This window comes from Bradyrhizobium sp. (assembly GCF_030693485.1).
Lineage (GTDB): Bacteria > Pseudomonadota > Alphaproteobacteria > Rhizobiales > Xanthobacteraceae > Bradyrhizobium.
Window position 1 is genome coordinate 1 of record NZ_JAUYAN010000367.1, and the last position, 3,543, is coordinate 3,543.

The window sequence follows — 3,543 nt, forward strand, 5'->3', positions numbered from 1 at the left end:
CTTCGCCGAGATAGATGTCGTCTCTGGAATCCAGCGCGATGCCGTGCGGCGCCAGGAACTTGCCGGTCTCGATGCCGGGACCGTTCTCGCCGCCGAGCCGGGCGATGCGTTTGCCCGTCGAATCGACAATGGAGAGACGCGGACCGAGATTGGGCACCTTGCGATTGACCGGCATCCCGGGGCCGAGTTCGCCGATGATGAAGTTGGGCGATTTGCCGCCGCCGCAGGCGCACAGCGCGCAGGGCCGGTGCAGGTTGTTCCACTGCGTCTCGTATTTGCCGTTGCCGTCGAACACCTGGACGCGGTGGTTCTCGCGGTCGGCGACATAGACCCAGCCGTCAGCGTCGGTGACGATGTTGTGGACGATGTTGAACTGGCCGGGATCGGTGCCCGGCTCGCCCCAGGTTTTTAGCAGTTTGCCGTCGGGGGTGTATTTGTGCACGCAGGCATTGCCGTAACCGTCCGAGACGTAGATCTCGCCCTTCGGCGACAGCGCGGTATGGGTGCAGCGGTGGAACGGTTCGCCGCTCATGAAGGGCGCCGGCTTGTTGGGGATGCCGATGGTCAAGAGCACCTTGCCGTCGGCGGAGCATTTGCGCACCGTATGGTCGCCGTCATCGGTGCAATAGAGATTGTCGTCGGCGTCGATGTGCAGCCCGTGCGCGCGGTTGAACAGGCCTTCGCCCCAGCTCTTGATGAAATTGCCCTTGGTGTCGAGCACCACCATCGGATGGGCGCCGCGGTTGAAGACGTAGACGCGGTCCTTGCTGTCGACCGCGACCGAAGCGACGTCGGTCAGGCTCCAGCCATCCGGCAGTTTTGCAAAATTCTCCACCACGCGGTAGCGATGCTCGCCGGAGCCGAGAATGGTTGGCATGATTGTCTCTCCCCTTTTTCCTTCCCTCTCCCCATGTGGGAGAAGGGAAGAAAGTCAGGCTGCCGTCAGCGCGGTAGCAGCCCTTCCTCGATTGCCTTGATTTGCAGCGCAAGTTGCTTCGAGCCGATCCGGCATTGCGCGAGGCCGCCGGCGATCAGCCAGAGGCCGGGCTGGCCGGTGCGCACATACATGTTGCGAAGTTCCTGCTCATCGCCGAATCCCCAGATGGTGCCGACGCGCTGTTCGACGGCCTCGCCGAACAGTTTTCGCACCAGCTCTTCCTGCCGCTTGTAGCCGGTCGCCAGCACGATCAGGTCCGCGGCGATGGTCTTGCCACCCTTTGTTTTCGCACCCTCGGCGACGAAGCTGTCGATGTCGGCAAACTGCTCCAGCTTGATCGCGCCCTTGATCAGCAGGTCGGAGCAGCCGACGTTGAAGTAATAGCCGCCGCCGCGGGTCAGGTACTTGAACTGCCAGCCGGTGTTATCCTCGCCGAAATCGAGCTTGAAGCCGACGCGCTCCAGCCCCGCGAGCAGGTCCGTGTCGAGTTCTCTGGATTTATCGCAGGTCAGCGCATGGCTCTTGCGCGCCAGCGCAAGCGGCATCGAGGTCGCTAGCAGGTCATTGTCTTCCAGCGTGCCCTCATTGTAGGGCGTATAGACCAGCTGCGCCGATGGCTCGATGGAGACCACCAGCGTCGAGGAGCGCTGCACCATCGTCACTTCGGCGCCGCTGGAATGCAGGTCCTGCGCGATGTCGTGGCCGCTGTTGCCGGTGCCGATCACCAGCGCCTTCTTGCCCTTCCATTCCTCGCCGTCGGTGTACTGGCTGGAATGAATCACCATGCCCTCGAAATTCTTCAGGGAGGGAATATCGGGCAGGCTCGGTATGCCGCTGACGCCGGTGGCCAGCACGACATGGCGCGGATGCATGGTGCGTTGGCTGCCGTCGGCCCGGCGCAGCGTTACGGTCCAACGGCCTTCCGTCTCGTCGTAGCTGCCGCCCTCGAATTCGGTGCCGGTCCAGAAGTTCAGCTCCATGCCATCGACGTAAGATTCGAACCAGTTGGCGAGCTTGTCCTTCGGTATGTAGGTCGGCCAGTTCGGCGGGAACAGCATGTAGGGCAGGTGGTTGACCTGCACTTGATTGTGCAGCGTCAGCGCGTGGTAGCGCTTGCGCCAGTTGTCGCCGATTCGTTCCTCGCGATCGACGATCAGGGTGTCGACCTGCAATTGCTTCAGCCTTGCTGCGATACACAGCCCGGATTGGCCGCCGCCGATCACCAGCACGGTCGGGTCGCGGTCGGCATAGTCGGCCGAGGCCTTGCGCAGATCGAGCCAGTTGGGGCCACGAAAATCGCGCGAATAGGCGCTGCCGCGGGGTCGCGCGACGCCGAGCTGTTCTTCGAAGCCCTTCAACTCCTCAAGCGCGGTCAGCAGCGTCCAGGCCTTCAAGCGGTTGCCGTCGGCGGTATCCGGGATCAGCCGCAGGATCCCATCGCCGCGGCCGAGTGCGGTTTCGAACCTGAAGATAGCCTCGATCGAGCTGGTGCCGGCGCGGGTCACCCGGCGCGGCGCGGCGCGGTCGGGATCGATGGCGAAGCCAGACGGCGCCGCCGGGGGCGCCTGCGCTTTCAGCGCTTCCAGAATGGCGTCGCGACCGTTGATGGTCTGCAGCGTCCAGCTCAGCGCCAGCACGTCGCGCCAATAACTGTCAGGGTGAAACAGGGTTTTGAGCGAACCATCGCCGGGCTTCGCCAGCGCGTCTTCGAATTGCGCCAGCCAGCTTTCCACGGCTACCGAAAGATCGTCCGTTTTATCGAGCATGCGCGTTTCTCTGCACCGGCCGTCTGTGCGGCGGTTTCCCTTGAACGGACCCTATACCCATTCGGGATCGTGCAGAAAGGGCGTGAAGAGATGCCGGCTATTCGCTAAAGCGACAGGATATGCCCCTGTTCCGGCGTCACGCGGCCGTCCAGAGTGTCGAGATAGACTTGTTCCCGCTATGGACGGCGGCCCCCCGCGGTCCGCGCGGTGATCGGTTTTGTCACCGCCTGCGCGCGTGAAGACCGGGTCCGGCTGCGGGGTTAGAGCAAATCTCCGTCCGGGACACGAGACCTATTTTCCGATCACGCCCTCGCGCTTTTTCAACACCCGGTAATAGCTCCACCACAGATGCGCCGCGGCACCGCGCAGCGGCCGCCACGGCTCCGCCAGCGGCGCCATCTGTTTCGGGGTCGGCCGCGTCTTCAGCCCGAATCCGACCTTGATGGCTTCCTGTATGGCGATATCGCCGGCGGGCCAGGCGTCGCCATGGCCGAGGCAGAACAAGAGATAGACGTCTGCGGTCCATGGGCCGATGCCATGCAGCGCGGTCAAGGTGTTGTGCGCGGCGTCGGCGTCCTCGTTCGCCAGCACGTCGAGATTGAGCCGTTCGGAAGCAATCTCGCGCGCCAGGTTCTTCAGGGTCTTGATCTTGGCCCCCGACAGGCCTAGCCGGCCGAGCCGGTCGTTGCGCGCCTTGCGCAAGGCATCATGGTGAAACGGGTCGAACGCGGCGCTGACGCGGCCCCAGATCGCCGCGGCGCTGGCGGTGGAGACCTGCTGGCCGCAGACGATATGGGCAAGGCCGGCAAAGCCGGGCTCGCGCCGCCGCAGCGCCGGCAT

General features: G+C 64.1%; 3 protein-coding genes. All 3 read right to left on the reverse strand.

The genetic code is table 11. The features are described 5' to 3' along the window. Window positions 1–877 (reverse strand): peptidyl-alpha-hydroxyglycine alpha-amidating lyase family protein (locus Q8N40_RS26575; RefSeq protein WP_305713931.1); only part of this gene is annotated, 877 nt, incomplete at its 3' end. 65 nt (window positions 878–942) lie between these two features. Then, complete coding sequence (locus tag Q8N40_RS26580) at window positions 943–2,703, reverse strand: NAD(P)/FAD-dependent oxidoreductase (RefSeq protein ID WP_305713932.1); 1,761 nt, start codon at window positions 2,701–2,703, stop codon at window positions 943–945. 291 nt (window positions 2,704–2,994) lie between these two features. Next, a partial coding sequence (locus Q8N40_RS26585) for a DNA-3-methyladenine glycosylase (protein WP_305713933.1) occupies window positions 2,995–3,543 on the reverse strand: 549 nt, incomplete at its 5' end.